18 protein-coding genes are annotated in these 15,848 nt (G+C 67.4%); 8 read left to right on the top strand and 10 right to left on the bottom strand.

The genetic code is table 11. The annotated features are described in order from the left end of the window. Positions 1-9: 9 nt before the first annotated feature. The 3 genes from OH802_RS21865 to OH802_RS21855 are packed head-to-tail and all read right to left on the bottom strand — an operon-like array spanning position 10 to position 2,362. A complete protein-coding gene (locus tag OH802_RS21865) occupies positions 10-480 on the bottom strand; it encodes a GNAT family N-acetyltransferase (protein WP_406022029.1) in 471 nt (156 codons plus the stop codon). Then, the gene (locus tag OH802_RS21860) at positions 477-935 is read right to left on the bottom strand and encodes a hypothetical protein (RefSeq protein ID WP_406022027.1); all 459 of its coding nucleotides are present in this window, start codon (positions 933-935) and stop codon (positions 477-479) included. The genes OH802_RS21865 and OH802_RS21860 overlap by 4 nt, the downstream gene beginning before the upstream one ends. After that, positions 932-2,362, bottom strand: coding sequence for an MFS transporter (locus OH802_RS21855; RefSeq protein ID WP_406022025.1), 1,431 nt, complete (start codon positions 2,360-2,362; stop codon positions 932-934). The genes OH802_RS21860 and OH802_RS21855 overlap by 4 nt, the downstream gene beginning before the upstream one ends. A gap of 158 nt (positions 2,363-2,520) precedes the next feature. On the opposite strand from OH802_RS21855, the gene OH802_RS21850 reads away from it, so the two are divergent. After that, entirely contained in the window at positions 2,521-2,733 is a 213-nt protein-coding gene (locus tag OH802_RS21850; protein ID WP_045547745.1) for a dodecin, read from the top strand. 24 nt (positions 2,734-2,757) lie between these two features. On the opposite strand, the gene OH802_RS21845 is transcribed toward OH802_RS21850, so the two are convergent. Beyond that, the gene (locus tag OH802_RS21845; RefSeq protein WP_406029378.1) at positions 2,758-3,258 is read right to left on the bottom strand and encodes an Lrp/AsnC family transcriptional regulator; all 501 of its coding nucleotides are present in this window, start codon (positions 3,256-3,258) and stop codon (positions 2,758-2,760) included. A gap of 104 nt (positions 3,259-3,362) precedes the next feature. On the opposite strand from OH802_RS21845, the gene OH802_RS21840 reads away from it, so the two are divergent. From OH802_RS21840 to OH802_RS21830, 3 genes are all read left to right on the top strand, one after another. Beyond that, a complete protein-coding gene (locus tag OH802_RS21840) occupies positions 3,363-4,586 on the top strand; it encodes a trans-sulfuration enzyme family protein (protein WP_406022023.1) in 1,224 nt (407 codons plus the stop codon). Between the two features lie 100 nt (positions 4,587-4,686). Next, complete coding sequence (locus OH802_RS21835; RefSeq protein ID WP_406022021.1) at positions 4,687-5,067, top strand: hypothetical protein; 381 nt, start codon at positions 4,687-4,689, stop codon at positions 5,065-5,067. Between the two features lie 288 nt (positions 5,068-5,355). Beyond that, positions 5,356-5,964 (top strand): hypothetical protein, encoded by a 609-nt coding sequence (locus tag OH802_RS21830; protein ID WP_406022019.1) that lies wholly within the window; start codon positions 5,356-5,358, stop codon positions 5,962-5,964. Between the two features lie 41 nt (positions 5,965-6,005). Here the strand turns inward: OH802_RS21830 and OH802_RS21825 are convergent, their stop codons facing one another. Then, positions 6,006-7,010: a 5'-3' exonuclease H3TH domain-containing protein gene (locus tag OH802_RS21825; RefSeq protein ID WP_406022017.1), complete on the bottom strand. Its 1,005-nt coding sequence runs from the start codon at positions 7,008-7,010 to the stop codon at positions 6,006-6,008. 57 nt (positions 7,011-7,067) lie between these two features. Beyond that, a complete protein-coding gene (zwf, locus tag OH802_RS21820; RefSeq protein ID WP_406022015.1) occupies positions 7,068-8,510 on the bottom strand; it encodes a glucose-6-phosphate dehydrogenase in 1,443 nt (480 codons plus the stop codon). 129 nt (positions 8,511-8,639) lie between these two features. On the opposite strand from zwf, the gene OH802_RS21815 reads away from it, so the two are divergent. After that, positions 8,640-9,506, top strand: coding sequence for a GNAT family N-acetyltransferase (locus OH802_RS21815; RefSeq protein ID WP_406029376.1), 867 nt, complete (start codon positions 8,640-8,642; stop codon positions 9,504-9,506). Here the strand turns inward: OH802_RS21815 and OH802_RS21810 are convergent. The 4 genes from OH802_RS21810 to OH802_RS21795 all read right to left on the bottom strand — a co-directional run bounded on the left by OH802_RS21810 (position 9,485) and on the right by OH802_RS21795 (position 12,965). After that, a complete protein-coding gene (locus OH802_RS21810) occupies positions 9,485-10,591 on the bottom strand; it encodes an asparagine synthase-related protein (RefSeq protein ID WP_406022013.1) in 1,107 nt (368 codons plus the stop codon). The genes OH802_RS21815 and OH802_RS21810 overlap by 22 nt on opposite strands. Before the next feature lie 302 nt (positions 10,592-10,893). Beyond that, positions 10,894-11,031 (bottom strand): hypothetical protein, encoded by a 138-nt coding sequence (locus OH802_RS21805; protein WP_406022012.1) that lies wholly within the window; start codon positions 11,029-11,031, stop codon positions 10,894-10,896. A gap of 130 nt (positions 11,032-11,161) precedes the next feature. After that, positions 11,162-12,151: an HAD family hydrolase gene (locus OH802_RS21800; protein ID WP_406022010.1), complete on the bottom strand. Its 990-nt coding sequence runs from the start codon at positions 12,149-12,151 to the stop codon at positions 11,162-11,164. Beyond that, positions 12,132-12,965 carry a TetR/AcrR family transcriptional regulator gene (locus OH802_RS21795; RefSeq protein WP_406022008.1) on the bottom strand — a complete coding sequence of 278 codons (834 nt, stop codon included), beginning with the start codon at positions 12,963-12,965 and terminating at the stop codon, positions 12,132-12,134. The genes OH802_RS21800 and OH802_RS21795 overlap by 20 nt, the downstream gene beginning before the upstream one ends. Positions 12,966-13,011: 46 nt before the next feature. On the opposite strand from OH802_RS21795, the gene OH802_RS21790 reads away from it, so the two are divergent. The 3 genes from OH802_RS21790 (at position 13,012) to OH802_RS21780 (ending at position 15,729) form a co-directional block, all read left to right on the top strand. Further along, positions 13,012-14,148, top strand: a complete 1,137-nt coding sequence (locus tag OH802_RS21790; RefSeq protein ID WP_406022006.1) for a hypothetical protein — start codon at positions 13,012-13,014, stop codon at positions 14,146-14,148. An 8-nt stretch (positions 14,149-14,156) separates the two neighbouring features. After that, on the top strand, positions 14,157-14,867 hold the full coding sequence (locus OH802_RS21785; RefSeq protein WP_406022004.1) for a creatininase family protein: 711 nt from the start codon (positions 14,157-14,159) through the stop codon (positions 14,865-14,867). A 76-nt stretch (positions 14,868-14,943) separates the two neighbouring features. Further along, the gene (locus tag OH802_RS21780) at positions 14,944-15,729 is read left to right on the top strand and encodes an aminotransferase class IV (RefSeq protein WP_406022002.1); all 786 of its coding nucleotides are present in this window, start codon (positions 14,944-14,946) and stop codon (positions 15,727-15,729) included. Positions 15,730-15,848 lie beyond the last annotated feature (119 nt).

The raw sequence follows: 15,848 nt of genomic DNA, 5'->3' as shown, positions 1-15,848 counted from the left end.
TGTTGAGCATCAGGGTATCGGCTGCCGTGCGGCCGGCCACGCGCACATCACCTTGGCGCGGACCGTGGCGCCGAGGCGTCGGTAGAACCGGATCGCGGCGTCGTTGTCGGGTTGTACGCCCCAGGTGATCGTGAGACCGCCGGCACGCTTCGCCAGCGCGGTCATCAGCCGCCTGCCGACACCGGCATCGCGATGGCCGGGGCGGACGTAGAGGTCGTCGAGGGCGATGATGTCGCCGCCCGACCACAGGTGCAGGCGGCGTACGGCCGAGACGTAGCCGACCGGCTCTCGGCCGATCTCGGCGAGCAGCACGATGATGTCCGGGCGCTCGAGGTAGCCGGCCCACTGAGCGGCGGTCACGGTGACGGAGTCGGACTGGGCCTGGTGGGCGGCGATCTCGCCGATGAGCGTGCGGACGGTCTCGGCGTCCTCGGGGGTGGCTTGGCGTACGACGACGTCCGGGTGGCTGTCGGCGGTCATGCTGGTTCCTGGTCGGTCGTGGCGGGGGAGTGGTGGGGGTGATGGGCGTGGCCCCCGGAGTATTCAGCCGGGCGCGCGAGCATCGCGGCGAGCATGAAGAGCAGCATGAGTACGTGACCGAGCAGCATCAGGCCACCCGCGTCGATGACCCCGAGCCAGAGGAAGGGGAAGAGGACCACGAAGCCGGCGTACATCGCCGCCGACATCTCGACGATCGGCCTCGACCCGTGGCCGCGGAAGCGCATCCAGGCGGCCATCGGGATCACCATCGTGGTGGCCATGACCAGCGAGTCGACGTCGGCGCGATGCACCCACGCGCTGTCCGGCTGCCCGCCGACCGCGAGCTGCCAGAGCGGGTAGAGCAGCATCATCCCGACGGCCATCGCGATGACCATCTGGAGGTAGTGGAGCGCGAACGAGAACGCGCGGGGTCTGGGGCGGCGGGGCTTCGTCATGACTGGGTCTCCTGGTGGGGCTCTTGGTGGGTCTCGGTGGATGCGGGTCGGCCGGGGATCAGTGCCCCGGCGAGGACGGCGGCGAGCGCCGCGATCACGGCCGCGACCAGGTAGGCCCTCCCGAAGCCGTCGGTGGTGCCGTCGACGAGGCTGGCCGCGGCGACGCCGGACATGACCGCGGCGCCGAGCGAGGCGCCGAGCTCGTGGAAGGTGCTCAGGATGCCGGAGGCCACGCCCGCGAGCTGCGGCTCGACCTGGCCCAGCGCGGTCGCGGCCGCGACCACGAAGAGGACGCCGAGGCCGGCGGAGCCGACGCTGACCGCGATCACGGTGGACAGCGTGCTCATGCTGATAGCGGGTACGACGAGCCCGGCGGCGGCGATGAGCAGTCCGGCGATCCCGAGGGTGCGAGCGCCGAGGCTGCCGATGAACCTGCCGGCCAGCTGTGCGCCGACCATCGTCGCGGCGGCGACGGGGAGGAACAGCAGCCCGGTTGCGAGCGGGCCGTGTCCGGCGGCGCTCTGCAGGTAGAACGTCCCGAGGAAGAACACCGCCACCATCAGTCCGGTCGCGACGAACAGCACGAAGGTGCCGGACAGGACCGGTCGCCGCGTGACCAGCGCCGGGTCGATGAGGGGATGACGCGTACGTCGCAACCAGCCGGCCAGAACGGCATATCCGACGATGCCGGCGACGATGAGGAGGACCGTGCGGCTCGAGGCCCAGCCCTCGTCGCCCGCCTCGATGAAGCCGAGGATCAGCAGCCCGGTGGAGGCGGTGACGATCAGTGCGCCGACGAGGTCGAGACGTACGTCGCCTCCCCAGGCCGGCAGCGGCGGGAGCTGCCGGGCCAGGAGGATCGCCACGACGATGCCGACGGGCACGTTGATCAGGAACACCCACTCCCAACCCGGGCCGGCGGTCACGGCGCCGCCGAGGAGTACGCCGATCGCGGCCCCGCCGGCCCCGAGCGCCGACCAGATCCCGAGCGCGCGGTTGCGCTCCTCGCCGTCGAAGAGCCGGACCACGATCGACAGGGCAGCGGGGGAGAGCATCGCCGCACCGACCCCCTGCGCGACCCGCCCGCCGATCGCCAGCTCCGCGCTCGTGGCGAGGCCGGTGGCCAGCGAGGCCACGGTGAAGGTCGCGAGCCCCGCGAGCACGACGGGCTTCGGGCCGAACAGGTCGGCAGCCCGGCCGCCGAGCAGCATCAAGCCGCCGAACGCGAGCGTGTACGCACTGACCACCCAGGTCAGCGCATCCCGCCCGAGGCCGAGGTCGGCGCCCATGTGCGGCAGCGCGATCGCCACCACAGTGACGTCGAGGATCAGCATGAACTGCGCCAACCCCAGCAACCCGAGCAGCCGCCATCGGCGCGGGTCGGTGGTCTGGTCGACGGCGTTGTCGGAGTTGGTCTCTGAAGTCATGGCGCGCCTCCTGAGGGCACAAGTCGAACATTGATGTACAAGATACTAACTCGAACATAGGTGTTCGACAACGGAGTTTCTCGGGGCGTCACCCCTTGCACGGTCTTGGCGTCGCGCCCATGGTGGGAACACCGAGCATCGAGAGAAGGGGCAGGACCATGTCTTCACACACCTACCGCGTCACCGAGATCGTCGGAACCTCCGACGAAGGACTCGAGCAGGCGATCCGCAACGGCGTCGGCCGAGCGAGCAAGACGCTGCGTCACCTGGACTGGTTCGAGGTGACGCAGATTCGCGGACACGTCGACGACGACGGCATCCAGCACTTCCAGGTCGGGCTGAAGGTCGGCTTCCGGATGGAGGACGAGTGACGGCGCCGCGGCGCTGAGCTGGGGCTACGCGGGGTCGCGAGGAAGTACGCCCGGCCCCTCGCGCAGCTCGAACACGAGCTGCGTCTCCGTCTGCCGTACGACCCGGTGGACGGTGACGTGCTGCAGGACGAAGTCACGCAGAGCCTCGGCATCCTCGACGGCGACGTGGAGGTGGAAGTCGTCCGCTCCGGCGACGTGAAAGGCCTGGATCACGCCGGGGGTCGCGGCCAGGTCGTCGTAGAGCTTCTCGACGTGCTCCTTGCTGTGGCTGCCGAGCCGCACCTTGATCACTGCCTGCAGCGGATAGCCGAGGGAACGGACGTCGACGTCGAGGCGGCGCCCGGTGATGACGCCGCTGTCGCGCAGGGCCCGCAGCCGGTAGGCGCAGGTCGACTCGGCGAGGCCGAGGCGCGATGCGAGGGCCTTGTTGGTGAGCTCGGGGTTGGTGGCGAGCTCGCTCAGGATGCGGCGATCGACGGAGTCGAGGGCGGCTGCGGATGGTTGTACTTTCGCCAACGGGCTCACCTGGATCACTGGTCGAGTTGCTCGAAGACGTCAGTATCAGGGATTCGATGGGATCTTCGGCAATCGATATGGCTTGATCTTGTGGTTCTCGCGAGCATCGGGTCATGCCGATTGCGAACCCTCACCTCGACTCGCTCGCCGTCCACGCCGGACGGGAGGACCTGGCGATGTTCGGTGTCCACGCCCTCCCGATCGATCTCTCCTCGACCAATCCGCTCCCCGACATCGAGCGCGGTGGCGCGTCGTACGAGGCCATGGCGACCGGTGGACATCCGCTCCCGGACGGCGGGTCCGTCTACCAGCGGCTGTGGAACCCGACCGTCGCGCGGTTCGAGTCGGCGCTGGCGCAGCTCGAGCAGGCCGAGACGTCGGTCGCGTACGCCTCGGGGATGGCGGCCATGACGGCAGCGATCGTCGCGAGCACCTCCTTCAGCGGCAAGCGGCACGTCGTCGCGGTCCGGCCGCTCTATGGCGGCACCGACCACCTGCTCGCCTCCGGTCTGCTCGGCGTGGAGGTGACGTTCTGTGCGGAGCACGAGGTCGCCGCCTCCGTCCGGTCGGACACGGCGCTGGTGGTGCTGGAGACCCCTGCCAACCCGACCCTGGACCTCGTCGACATCGCGACCGTTGTCGCGGCCGCCGGTGGCGTACCGGTGCTCGTGGACAACACCTTCGCCACCCCGATCCTGCAGAACCCGCTCACCCTGGGCGCGGCGATGTCGCTGCACAGCGCCACCAAGTACATCGGCGGCCACGGCGATGTCGTCGGTGGTGTGATCGCGTGTGACGAGGAGACCGCCGCGCGTCTGCGCCAGGTCCGCGCCGTCACCGGCGGCCTCCTGCACCCGCTGGGTGCCTACCTCCTCCACCGCGGCCTCGCCACCTTGCCCACCCGCGTACGGACCCAGCAGTCCGGCGCGGTCGAGATCGCGGAGTGGCTGCAGGCGCATCCGGCAGTCGAGCGGGTCTACTTCCCCGGGGAGGACGACGATCGGGGCCTGGTCGGCAAGCAGATGCGCGGCCCCGGCGCCATGGTCACGATCGCGCTGCGCGGCGGGTACGAAGCAGCCGCCCGCCTGACCTCGTCGGTCCAGCTCTTCACCCACGCGGTCTCGCTCGGCGGCGTCGACTCGCTCATCCAGCACCCCGCCGGCCTCACCCACCGCCCGGTCGCCGCCCACGCCAAGCCCTCCGCGAACCTCGTACGCCTCTCGATCGGCCTCGAGAGCCCGGAGGACCTGATGACCGACCTCGACAACGCACTCTCAGGAGCGCCCGCGCCCGCCGTTCGTATCACCGAGTCCGAGGACCACTCCCTGGTCCGCTGAGCGGTCCGATCGGACGCTCTTTTTCCCGAAAGCCCGGGCTCGTACGGGAGAGCGTCAATACGCTCGGATGGCGGAACCACACTCTCGGGAGGCCGCTGTCATGGGGAAAAAGAAGTCTAGGTTCGTACGCTATTTCGGATACCTGCTGCTCGCGGTGGCGGTGCTACTGCTGTTCGGGTTCGATGTGGGACCACTCGTGCTCTCGGGAGTGTTCGTGGTCTGCTTTGTGTGGTTGCTCTTCGCGGCGCCGACATCGTGCGGAGCAGCGATCCGGACGGGGGAGAACTGCCGCAACAACTCCTATGGTCTCCTCGGCGGCTGCTCCATCCGCCAGCACAAGTGGCAGCGCGTGCGCGCCCTTACCCGCCTCGACACCGCTCGAAACGCGTGTCGCGGTTGGTTCACCGGTCCGCAGCAGCAGGTCGCCACCTGCTCGATGCTGATCGCGGCGTTCGGAGCCGCCGCCGCCCTTTTCAAGTAGCCGTGATGGCCGGGAGGCGGAGGCTTGTGATGCCGCATCGTGCACTGCGGGACGCACGACGCGCTCCTCGCCGACCAGGCGTACGTGCCTCGGCGAAGGCATGTTCCGCGGGTGTTGCCGGGAGGGACTGCCGACTCCTCTGGTCCGTCCGCAGGCGAACGAATTTTCGTTCGCCTCAGGGAAAGCAATCCTCCCGACGTACCTCTGAATTCGAGCGTCGATGGTGAACAGATCGTCAGGTCATCAGGACAACGGGAGCGCGGCTAGGCTGTGGCGCGAGGGGGCATCGTGGGCGAGCAATGGACCGAACCGGGTGAAGCCACGCGATTTCGTGGCGAGGAGTCCTTCAACGGATTGCGCGCGACGGTACGAGACTTCTGGGCGTACGCGTTGAGGGACCTGCGCAGCAACACCACGCGAGGTCTGCTGGCTGAATGGCTGGTCTCGCAGGCCGTCGGCGCCACGACGCACCAGGTCGATTGGCATGAGTTCGATGTGCTCACGCCCGACGAGGTGCGGATCGAGGTGAAGTCGAGTGCCTATTTGCAAGCGTGGACGCAGAAGAACCTCTCGCGGATCGTCTTCAGCAGGCTGAAGGCGCGTCGTTGGGATCCCGCAACGGGGGAGTCGAGCGAGGCGACATACAACGCCGACGTGTATGTGTTCTGCGTCCAGACTGCGACTACTCATGCCGAGTACGATCCACTCGACGTCGATCAATGGGAGTTCTACGTCGCGTCGCGACGTGCCATTGAGACTCTCGGCTACGCCTCTGTTGGACTCTCGACGCTTCGACGTGTGGCAGACGGACCGTTGCCGTACGGTGAGCTTGCGGCGGCGATCCGCGCTGGAGCAGAGCCCGACGAGACCGCGACAGCGCGGGGGTACGACGTCTAGTTGCGTCAGTCGTCATGCACCTCATGCGCTCGCCCGGGAGCCTACGAGACCGTCGAAGCAGGATTCGTACTCAGCACCCGTTGCGCGACAGCGGTGGTGGCCTCGACACCGAGGAAGCCGACGACGCGGGAGACCCGATCCAGGTCGAGGGGGAGGAGGCCGGGGGTGCCGGGGACGTCCGGGGTGAGGCGTAGGTCGAGGTCGTCGCGGCAGGTCATCATGCGCAGGTTGAAGTCGTAGCGCTCTCGTGCGCCGGGCGCGGAGAGCGCGCGGACGACGCGCGCGCCGATGCGGCGTACGCCGGTGTCGGCGGCCCACGCGTCGAGGATCGCGGTGACCTTCTGGCCGTCGTTGTGGTCGATGTCGGACCAGACGCCATCCATCGGACCGACCTGGTCGAGCAAGGCGGCGGCGGTCTTCTCGCCGATGCCGCTCACGCCGGGCAGGTTGTCGCTGGCGTCACCGCGCAGGGCGGCGTACTCCAGATAACGGGAGGCCGGGACGCCGTACATCGCATACAGACGGGCGGGGTTGAGCAGGGGAGAGCCGTTGATCCCGCCGTTGATCAGCCGCAGGACCTGGGTGTGCTCGCTGATCAGCGCGAACGCGTCGCGGTCGGAGGTGATCACGACGCAGTTCCAGCCGTTGCGGCCCGCCCACGCCGCCCCGGAGGCGTTGACGTCGTCGGCCTCGAGCCCCGGGGGAGTGAGGGTCGCGAGCCCGAGGGCGTCGAGCATCGCACCGGCCCTACCGAGCTGCTCGACGAGCATCGGATCCTTCTCAGCGCGCCCGGCCTTGTAGTCGGGATAGGCGTCCCTGCGTACGGACGAGGTGCGGTCGTCGAGGCCGAAGAGCACCGCGTCAGGAGCGAACGCGTCGATCGAGTCGAGGATCTGCCGCAGCATCCCGTGTAGTGCCCAGGCGGGCCGGCCGGCACGGTCGATCATGCGGGTGTGGGCCCGGGCGTGATGGTTGCGGTGCAGCAGCGACGGGGCGTCGACGACGAGCAGGAGGCGGCGGGGGCTCGGCGAGCTGTTCATCGACATCGCGCCCATCGTAGGTGCGCGACGTCCCGGTTCGAACGAGCCCCGGCCGTACGCCGCCTAGTTCGACTGCTTCCTGCCCAGCCGCCAGCCGCCGACCGGCAGCTCGAGCGCCGACTCCGGGCCCCAGGATCCCTGCGGATAGCTCTCCACGGTGGGCCGATGCTCGAGCACCGGCTGGCAGATCTCCCACAGCCGCTCCACCTCGCGCGCACTGGTGAACAAGGTCCGGTCGCCGTTCATGACGTCGAGGAGCAGCCGCTCGTACGCCTCCAGCGGCCCGGCGTCTGGGGCGTCCCCGGCGAGGTCGAGGCGGAAGACCCCTTCGACCAGCGCCATGCCGGGGCCGGGGCGCTTGGCCCGGACGTCGATCTCGATCCGGGCGTCGTCGCTGAGCTCGATCACCAGCTCGTTGGGCTCTGCCCGGCCGGAGTCCGCCGGCTGCAGCCACTGGTGCCGCGGGTCGATGAACCGGATCGTGATCGTCCGCTGCCCGGCCGCGAGCGCCTTGCCGGTGCGCAGGTAGAACGGCACCCCGCGCCACCGGTCGTTGTCGATCCACGCCTCGATGGCGACGTACGTCTCCACATCGGAGTCGGCGGCGACGTCGGGCTCCTCGCGATAGCCGTCGTACTGCCCGAAGACCACGCGCTCGGGGTCCAGCGGCCGCACCGCCGCGAAGGCGGCGGCCTTCGCCGCGCGGATCGCGCCCTCCCGGAAGGCGTGCGGATCCTCCATCGCCACGAACCCGAGCAGCTGGCACAGGTGCGTGGTGACCATGTCGCGCAGGCAGCCGGTGCCCTCGTAGAAGCTGCCGCGCCCCGTGACGGTGAGCTTCTCGGGCACGTCGATCTGCACGGACTCGATGCTGTGCCGGTTCCACGCCGGCTCGAAGAGACCGTTGGCGAAGCGCAGCGCCAGAAGGTTCTGCACGGCCTCCTTCCCGATGAAGTGGTCGATCCGGAAGATCTGCACCTCCTCGAACGCCTCACCGAGCACCGCGTCGAGCTCGCGCGCCGAGGCGAGGTCGGTGCCGAACGGCTTCTCCGCGACCAGCCGGCTGCGGATGTTCAGGCCCTCGCGGGCGAACATCCCGACCATCCCCTCCACGGCCTGCGGCGGCACGGAGAGATAGAGGAGGCGCTGTACGTCGCCGACCGTCTGCCCGCTATCCAGCGCGAGCCGGTCCTCGGCCTCGTGCACCGCCTCGGCCAGCGCGGCGCCGTCCTCTGCGGAGGACGGGACGAAGCGGATCCGCTCCAGCAGCGGCCCGGCGACGCTCTCGTCGATCTCGTGGACGAACTCCTTCAGCGACTGGCGAACCTGGTCACGAAATTCGTCGTCGGTGCCGGGCGAGCGCCGCCCGCTGCCGATGATGGCCAGCTGATCGGGAAGCCGTTTCGCGAGCGCGAGCCGATACAGCCCGGGGAACAGCTTGCGCGCGGCCAGGTCACCGGTCGCGCCGAAAAGGACGAGTACGTGCGGGGCTGGTTTGGAGGACACACGCTAAGTCTCCGCCACTCGCGGTAATCGGTGCCAGGGACTCGCGCTACCAGTCACGCGCGAAGCGATGTAGCCGACACCCACGCCCAGTAGCATCGAGGACAGCGAGAGGAGTTGGTCACGGTGGTCATGCAGACCTCGACGGTGAGACCGTACGCCGAGTCAGACTTCGAGCAGCTCGTCGACTTGCTGAGGCGGAGGGAGCCGATTCCGGGGCAGCCCCGAGTGTCTCCCCAGATGGTCAAGGCCGCACTCGATGGCACCAGCCCCATCGACGGCGGTTGGTGGGCAGAGCTCACGAACCTTCGGCACTTGGTCATCCCTGTCGATGGGGTCTTGGCCGGCGCAGCTGCGGTCGGTACGTCGAAGGCGGATGGTGCCGGTCATCTCCTGTGGTTGGCGGCAGATGACCACCAGATCGTCGGGATGTTGGTCGATGCAGCGTTGAACGCGTTGAAGGGCACAAAAGTGCAGCGCGCCTTCTCTTTCGCAACCGCACTCGACGAGGGCATGGAGGGTTTGCCCATCCATCTGCGTCCCGACGTTCACCAGGCACTTCTTTCGCATGGTTTCGTCGACGAGGACATGTGGGTCTACATGCGACGAGACCTCACCCCGTCAGACCCGTTTCTCGCCGACAATGATCTCGCCGCCGCGTTCACCGTTTCTGACGGGGAGGATCCTCAGTCGTGGAGAATCACGGCGGATGGCGGGGCGGACGAAGGAGTCGTCGAGGTCGGACTGCTGCCGTCAGGCACTGGCATCGTGGAATGGCTTCACGTCGACGATGCACATCGCGGCCGCGGACTGGGCAAAGCCGTTCTCAGCGTCGGGCTACGTCACCTTGTCTCGCTCGGTGCCAGCGAAGTGATCCTCTACGTCGACCACGACGCCCTCGGAACCGAGCGGGATCGCACTGCCGCCTTGGCTCTGTACCAGGCGACGGGATTCGAGGTCGTGGATCACCTGCACAGCTACGAGCGAGCCGGCTCATAGCCACGGTCGAGAGCACCCACCACCCAGTCTTCCAGTGCGCGTAGCGTCAGTACTGTGGCGGTGTCGGTCACCAGCGTGTGAGCCCGCACCAGCCCGAGGTCGACCAAGGTCGGGGTGTCCTTGTCAGTGAGTGTCGAGCCAGCCAGATCCACGGAAAACCCTTCCTTGTGACGAGGAAGGACCGCGGCCACGTCAGGCTCGAGAAGTGCCGCGACCGCCGCCTTCCGGCGGAGGTACGGCGTTGGCAGCTCGGCGTCCCAACGTTCCCGTAGCGGCAATCCGAGCGCGTGGCCTACGAATGGTTGTTCGAGGAATGGAGACCGGACTGGTATTTCGGATCCGAGGTGGAGCTGATCCTGGGGCCAGATTGCCAGGTGTGCCTCAGCGTGGGCCCAACGGCCGGCGAGCAGCTCCGAGAGCAGATCGTGTAGCGCGCCGTCGTACGCCCGCGTCCATTCCCGAACACGTGCTGCGAAGCCGGGATCGAGAGTAGCTTCCCCCTGTACGACAGGGTCGTTGACCAGAGCCTTGTACACGCGTGCCGCAGCCGCAGTCCGTCTGCTCAACAGGAGCTCAGTTGCCGAGGCGACCGCTGTGGCAACTATGTCGGTGGGCCCGTGGTCTCCGAGGTAACGCAGAAGACTGAATGCTGAACCCGCGCGCGCCAAATGGCGTCCAAGGAAGGCCGGGGTAGTGAGAAGTTCGTCGGCACCGTCACCGCTCAGCATCAAGGTCGCCCCGACATCGGCAGCAGCGGCGATCGCGGCTGCGTTTCGTCCAGGAGCGCCCTCCAGGCGAGGGCCGACCGCGCTCCATGCAGGAGCAGCAACTCTGGATCTCGGCAGCACAACGATCTCGGCTCGTGCCTTATCCCGGAAGACACTCCGGACGATCCGCGTCGCCTGTTCCGAAGCCCGCTCGCCAGAGTCAGCGACTGCCTCGGTGACGAACGCCGTCACCTGAACGTCTGCTGAAGCGATGCGAGCCAGCGACGACAGCACTGCCGCGCTGTCCATACCACCTGACACTCTCACCGCGATCGCGTCATGACCGGCAACCAGTTCCTCGACGGTACGGTCGAACACTGAACGGAGCTGAGACCTCGAAGTCTTCACGGGCAATGCCGTCTCCCGCCGAAGGGTCCAGCCCGCCCACGGCGAGGCGGGTCTGAACTCCCCGAACAGCGCCGGCGGCGACAGATAGAGCGCAAGATGGCTGAGGTCAAAGCAACTGCCGGCCTGAACCGGAGGTACCAAGTGTCGGCGGCCGTTCGGATCGACGTGCCATGTTGCTGTCCGGGGGCCGTATCGTGGCCGAAGAACATCTCTTACGACGTCGAGAGAACCGTGGTCGACCTGCTCGCCCGTTCCTGCGCAATGGGGTCTCGTCACCGAGTGACGATGCCCTTGACCAACAGCGCCACGCTCTTGAACACCCCACCGACATGGACCTCAGGCCCGAGGCGACTGCCGCCCTTGCGGCCCCGTGCATGCTGACCGTCGCCCGGCCTGGACTTCGCTGCCATGGCTTCACCTGCCTTCTGCGGAGGGCAGCGGATCTCCACGGCCCGAGATTGTCATGACGTGAAATCACCTGAGCGTCTGCATGGTCAGGCAAATCCAACATGCCCTCGGGGAAGTCAAGCCGTCAATGCTTTAACTGAGGGAAATGGCGTCTGGTCCGTTCTGCGGTCCGTTCAGCAACTCGGCCGGGCGGGCTGTCTTCACATCGCGCGACCAAGACGCCGCGAGATGATGCACGACGCCGTCCTCGACGTTCGAGCCGACCACCTCGGTGGCGGCTTCGAGGACTTCCGGGGCGGCGTTGGCGACCGCGTACGCCTCGTCGGCTGCCCCGAACATGGGCAGGTCGTTGAGGTTGTCGCCGTAGGCGATGACCTGGTCGACGTCCAGGTAGTCGCGCAGCCAGGCGACGGCGTGGGCTTTGGTCGCGCGCGCGGCGCTGAGCTCGAGGTACGTGTCCTGCGGGTGGTGCGTATCGATCTGCGCGATCAAGGAGAGCCTGCCGTCGGTTGCTGCAGCGATGTCGACCGTCAGGGCTGCGATCGCCGAAGCGTCGCCGATGATCGTGGCGTAGAAGACGCCATCGTGGGGGAGACGGGCCCAGCTTGTGACTGTTCGAAAGCGTTGGTCGCCAACCCTGTCCGCGAGAAAGCGGCGCATGCCCTCGGACTCCTCGCCCTCCACCCGAGTCGCCCGCTCGGCCGTCGGAGTGCCGTTGTAGACGATCGGCGGAACGCGGTGCCCGCGGCAGAGTCGGAGCACGGTGTCCAAGTCATCGGCCGCGATGCGTTCCTCGTTGAGGATCGCGCCGGTTTGCGGGTCGAGTTGGAACGCGCCACCCGAGACGGTGACCGGGACCCGCAGGTCGAGCCCATCGGTGACTCGAGCCGCGGAAACGTACGAGCGGGCGGTTGCGTACGTGAACAGCAGTCCGTTGGTCACGAGGTCGTTGATGCCATCGCGGGTTGACGTCGAGAGTGTGGCGCCGGGACCGAGGAGGGTGCCGTCGAGGTCGCTGAGGATCAAGGTACTCAAGGGGTCCCGTTCTCGTTCGTCATGAGGCTGTCGATAGTGGGTGTGTGGCCGACGCTGATGATGCGTGTCAAAGGTAGGTCTCGACAAGCGCTATTGCTCTGTCAGCGGCGGTTCGATCCAGGTCCCCGCAGAGGCGCAGGCCGGAGATCGCGATGCTGCGTACGACGTCGTTGCCGATGGGCCGGCCGGCCTGACGCATCGCGATGACGACCTCGGCGAGCTGAAGGAGGAGCGCGCCGATCGGGGTTGCGCCCCAAGCGTCATCTGACCGGGTGGTGCTGTGCGGAGCCGCGTTGGCAGCGAAACGCTCGTACGCATCACTGAGGTCGGTACGAGCGCTCGCAAACTCGGCGAAGGAGCTCGTGGCGGTCACGTCGGGCAGGCGCTGCAGCAGGCCGCTGTTGTGTCTTGCGTCTGCGAGTGTCCGTACATCGATGAGGAGTAGCAGGCATAGCGCGACGTCCCAGCCGAGCGCGGCGGCGTCGGCCTCGAGCTGCTCGATCCGAGTCGTCGTGGGGCGGATCGTTCTCTCCAGCAACTCGTGCAGCACGTCCTCCTTGCCCGCGAAGTGATAGTAGAGCGACGCTTGCCGGATCCCGACGGCGTCTGCGATCTCCCGCGTTGATGTGGCGGCGTATCCACGGCCGACGAACAACCGTGCTGCGTGGTCGATGATCTCGTCGCGCGGTGAGAGTCCTGCTGCGGCGGCCCCCGTGTGTCTGGGGCGGCCGACTCGCAGGCTCCGGCGGCTGACCGGGCCTGGGTACGCCGATTGTGCGCTCATAGTTCGATAGGTTGGGCGATAGTTGTTGATCTCGGGAGATGCCGCCTGCTGGATTGGCTTGGTTAACCCCGATTGACCTGGGAAAACGCTGTCGATCAAGTCGCGGAGGCGGGCCATGACGAGCAGGTTGCGTGATGCGCGACTGCGTCGCGGTTGGTCCCAGATGCGCTTGATCAGCGAGCTCCAGACCGCGGCGGCCCGACGCGGCGCTAGGCTCCCCGACACCGCTGTGCTCAAGACCCAGATCTCCCGCTGGGAGAACGGGCGCCGTGAGCCCGACGCGTTCTACCGGAGCCTTCTGCAAGACACGTTCGATCTGACCGCGCCGGAACTCGGGTTTCCGACATCGCCTGAACCGGCGGGTTCCACCTACGGTTCCGAGCCCCTGAACAAGGCCGTGAGCCCGGACCTCCTGAATGCGCTGCAGGTCTCTCTCGGCCAGCTCGCGACCCTAGACGCCGCCACTGGGCCACAGACCGTCCTTGCCCTTGCTCGTGAACAGGCACGGTTCGTGACGGGACTCGTACGCGGTGCCACAGGGCCAAACCGAGCCGATGTCTCGCGCGTGGCGACGCGGTTGAGCGAGTTCACCGGCTGGCTCCACCAGGATGCAGGGGACCTCGATGATGCTGTGAGGTGGACCGACCAGGCCGTCGATCTGGCCGCCGAGGCCAACGACCCTGAGCTGATCGCCTATGTTGCGATGCGTCGGAGCAACATCGCCTCCGACCGTCGCGACAACCGGGACGCGCTCACTCGCGCAAGCGCTGCTCTCGGAACGCCGGCGCTCGATGATCCACGACTCAGCGGTGTTCTCCTGAGGCAACGAGCGATGGCACACGCACTGGTCGGCGACGAAGTCGCCTGCCGCCGAGATCTCGACGACGCACTCCAGATTGTCGCGACGAATGGAGCCGGCCATGGGACCGCGAGCCTGGTCCCGTACGTCACGTCGTCCTATATCGAGATGGAGGCAGCCAACTGTTTCCTCCGTCTTGGCAAGCACCAAGACGCGCTCGACATCCTCATCCGAAGCCTCCGAGCGTGGCCGGCCGGCACCCAGGATCGCGACCGCGGGCTCGCGCTAGCTCGTCTGGCCACTGCGTACGCTGGCGCACATGAGGTCGAGGAAGCGGTGATCACTGGCCATCAAGCGTTGAAGGTCTTGGAGGTCACCAGATCAGCGCGGATCCTCACCCAGATCCACGACCTGCGCCGCGAACTGGCGCCGGTCTGGGAGACCCCCACGGTGCGCGACTTTAATCGCGCCTTCAAAGCAACCACGGCACGAGAGGCGTGAGTGCGCCGATGACCAACCCCGACGTGATCTCCACTGAGACCAGCCCCGACGTGGCTGCTCGAGGGAGCAAGATCGCAGTGCTCCCGATCGGCAGTTTCGAGCAGCACGGCGACATCCTGCCGCTGTCGACCGACACCATCGTCGCGACCCAGATCGCCTCGGTGGTTGCCCGCGCCAACGACTTGTGGCTGCTGCCCCCGATCACCGTCTCCTGCTCGCAGGAGCACGCCGACTGGGCAGGCACCCTCAGCATCCCCGCCGCCACGCTGATCCGCCTGGTCGAAGACATCGTCGCCTCAGCTCGCGCGCAAGGCGCCGAGCACGTCGTGCTCGTCAACGGCCACGGCGGCAACTACGTCCTGCAGAACATCGTCCAAGAAGCCAGCGACCTTTCCCTCTTCCCTGGTCGCAGTGACTGGGCCGCCGCTCGTGAGGCCGCCCGCCTGGAGACGAATGCTCACGACGACATGCACGCCGGTGAGCTCGAGGTCAGCATCCTTCTCCAGTGCGCCCCCGACCTCGTGGGCCAGGACTACAAACACCGGGACCATCTGGCTGCCGGCCGTCCCCACCTGCTCACCCACGGCATGCGCCGCTACACGGAGTCCGGCATCATCGGCAGCCCGTCGCTAGCGAGCGCGGAGAAGGGCGCGGCGCTTCTGGATGCGCTGGCAACTCGCTTCAACGATCATCTCAGCGGTGTTCAGCCATCTAGGTAGCAACCTTTAGCCGTACGCCTTCGCCATTTCGCAGGGCGCGGGAGTCGCGCGGTCGTGAAGTGGCAGGGTTGTCGCCATGGCGACGATCCACGGTGTCGAAGCAAGCCCCGACGAGTTGAGGGCGCTGGCCTTGACCGGATATGGCCACTTCACCTCGATGCATGTCGAGGAAGGCGGCGTACGTGGCTTCGATCTACACCTGGATCGCCTGGTCAGCAACGCGAAGACCGTCTTCGACGCCGATCTCGACCGCGAGTCCCTGGTGGCGGACATCCGCGCCGCGACTGTTGGGTCAACCGGGAGCTACACCCTGCGGGTGACGATGTTCGATCCGGCGATCAACCTCGGCAACGTCGGTACGGTCACAGCGAGGCCGGTCCCGCTCATCACGATCCGGCCCAGCCACGCCGGCGAGCTGCCGCCGCTGCGAGTCAAGACCGTCGCGTTCCAGCGCGACACACCAGAGATCAAGCATGTCGGCCTGTTCAGCCCGCTCCATCACCGCGCCGCGGCCAAGAAGGCGGGGTTCGATGACGTGCTGTTCACCGATCCCACCAGCACTAACGTCTCCGAGGGCAGCACCTGGAACATCGGCTTCATCGCCACCGATGGAACGGTGATCTGGCCCGACGCGGCCGTACTTCCCGGCGTGACGATGGCCCTGCTTCGCGGCGTGAACGACCGACACGTGTCGAAGGCGATCCCCCTCGATCAGATCGATCGCATGCAGGCGGCGTTCGCCACTAACGCCAGCATCGGCGTGCGTCCGATCAGCGCGATCGATGGCCATCACTTCGACTCGGATGCTCCCGCGATCGCCGAGTTGCAGCGAGCCTACGCAGCAATCCCGGCTCAGAGGTGAGGGCGGCCGCCCGTTCTGGCTGAGGCCAGGTAGCTACGCGTCAATCCGCCCAGTAGGACGCGCAGTAGCAGGCACAGTTGCACGGCTAGGAGCAACCCACAAACGTGGCTTTGCGACCG

The sequence above is a fragment of the Nocardioides sp. NBC_00850 genome (genome assembly GCF_045207335.1).
Classification (GTDB): Bacteria; Actinomycetota; Actinomycetes; order Propionibacteriales; family Nocardioidaceae; genus Nocardioides.
The sequence above is the reverse complement of the archived record's forward strand: the minus strand, read 5'-3'. Positions and strand labels throughout refer to the sequence as shown.

What these genes read in the sequence shown, in the direction of transcription:
- OH802_RS21860 (WP_406022027.1), bottom strand. Translation starts at nt 935, where the DNA reads ATGACGAAGCCCCGCCGCCCCAGACCCCGCGCGTTCTCGTTCGCGCTC.
- OH802_RS21815 (WP_406029376.1), top strand. Translation starts at nt 8,640, where the DNA reads ATGCAGACCTCGACGGTGAGACCGTACGCCGAGTCAGACTTCGAGCAG.
- OH802_RS21790 (WP_406022006.1), top strand. Translation starts at nt 13,012, where the DNA reads ATGCGCTTGATCAGCGAGCTCCAGACCGCGGCGGCCCGACGCGGCGCT.
- OH802_RS21805 (WP_406022012.1), bottom strand. Translation starts at nt 11,031, where the DNA reads ATGGCAGCGAAGTCCAGGCCGGGCGACGGTCAGCATGCACGGGGCCGC.
- OH802_RS21825 (WP_406022017.1), bottom strand. Translation starts at nt 7,010, where the DNA reads ATGTCGATGAACAGCTCGCCGAGCCCCCGCCGCCTCCTGCTCGTCGTC.
- OH802_RS21840 (WP_406022023.1), top strand. Translation starts at nt 3,363, where the DNA reads ATGCCGATTGCGAACCCTCACCTCGACTCGCTCGCCGTCCACGCCGGA.
- OH802_RS21865 (WP_406022029.1), bottom strand. Translation starts at nt 480, where the DNA reads ATGACCGCCGACAGCCACCCGGACGTCGTCGTACGCCAAGCCACCCCC.
- OH802_RS21850 (WP_045547745.1), top strand. Translation starts at nt 2,521, where the DNA reads ATGTCTTCACACACCTACCGCGTCACCGAGATCGTCGGAACCTCCGAC.
- OH802_RS21785 (WP_406022004.1), top strand. Translation starts at nt 14,157, where the DNA reads ATGACCAACCCCGACGTGATCTCCACTGAGACCAGCCCCGACGTGGCT.
- OH802_RS21835 (WP_406022021.1), top strand. Translation starts at nt 4,687, where the DNA reads ATGGGGAAAAAGAAGTCTAGGTTCGTACGCTATTTCGGATACCTGCTG.
- OH802_RS21795 (WP_406022008.1), bottom strand. Translation starts at nt 12,965, where the DNA reads ATGGCCCGCCTCCGCGACTTGATCGACAGCGTTTTCCCAGGTCAATCG.
- OH802_RS21780 (WP_406022002.1), top strand. Translation starts at nt 14,944, where the DNA reads ATGGCGACGATCCACGGTGTCGAAGCAAGCCCCGACGAGTTGAGGGCG.
- OH802_RS21855 (WP_406022025.1), bottom strand. Translation starts at nt 2,362, where the DNA reads ATGACTTCAGAGACCAACTCCGACAACGCCGTCGACCAGACCACCGAC.